1 protein-coding gene is annotated in these 990 nt (G+C 34.0%); it reads left to right on the top strand.

Annotation, left to right across the window (positions count from 1 at the left end; genetic code table 11):
- Positions 1 to 206: 206 nt before the first annotated feature.
- The coding region (locus MUW74_RS04060) for a hypothetical protein (protein ID WP_243553091.1) at positions 207 to 990 on the top strand (784 nt) is incomplete at its 3' end.

Raw genomic sequence — 990 nt, 5'->3', positions numbered from 1 at the left:
TCACACAAAACTGTTTTTCTGATCAGCTCTAATACGTGCTTGCTAGTTGCAACTATTTTACAGGGGATGTTTCCCCTTTTTTTTCGTGTTATAGGGGGGTAAGAAACTTTATGCCATTTAGTTGCTTTTTTATAAAAAATTTTAGAAATTTGGGAATCTAATTTTTCTGAATTAGAAATCCGTTAACATTTATATCAATAATAATCATGAAAAAATATTTAGTTGTTTTGCCTTTTATTGCCTCTTGTAGTGGGTTAGAGATGGATAGATCACGCCAGCATATGAACGGCAAGCAGATAGGTAGTAAGGAAGATATAGATAAGGAAGTTATGGATAAATTTCTTGCCGAGTGCCAGAAGATTATCGATAAGAAGGAAAATATAGTTAGTGCTCCCAAAAAAGTTAGTACTCCCAAAACAGTTAGTCCTCCTAAAAAAATTGATAGTCTAGAAGAGTTTGTAATGTATTCTATAAAAAATAACAAGAATACCGAAGTTAATATGATACTTGGTAGTATGAAAAGTAGACCTGTAGCCTATACAGTTAGAATGGCTAATATAGGTTGTTCCAAAGTTTTAATGCAGCGCCTGTTTGACCGCAATCGTGAAAAGTTGTTTTGGTATAGGGCTCAGAAGGGTCATAAGCCTCAGCTACTAGATCTTGATCTTAGCCAAGACGGGTACTCAATAAATGTGTTAGAAGTATTTGTGGACTTTTTAGTATACTATTGTCACGTTACTAATAATTATCTTACTATGCGTGTACCCTTTAGTCTAGATCCTTTATCTTTGGGCCATTTATCTTCATCTTGCCACCCTGGTATCAAGCCTTCATCTCTTGGCTTTTATATTTCTAAGCTTATAGAGCATGAAAATAAAAAATTTACATGTAAAGAAAAGGAATTTAGTGATAAGGAGTACGAGACTTCTGGTGGGCATGATTTCGTTAGCAAGATAGAGGATATGTTTAGAGTAAAGTATTACTTATCTG

The organism is Candidatus Cardinium sp. cBcalN2 (assembly GCF_022810445.1).
Classification (GTDB): domain Bacteria; phylum Bacteroidota; class Bacteroidia; order Cytophagales; family Amoebophilaceae; genus Cardinium.
The sequence above is the reverse complement of the archived record's forward strand: the minus strand, read 5'-3'. Positions and strand labels throughout refer to the sequence as shown.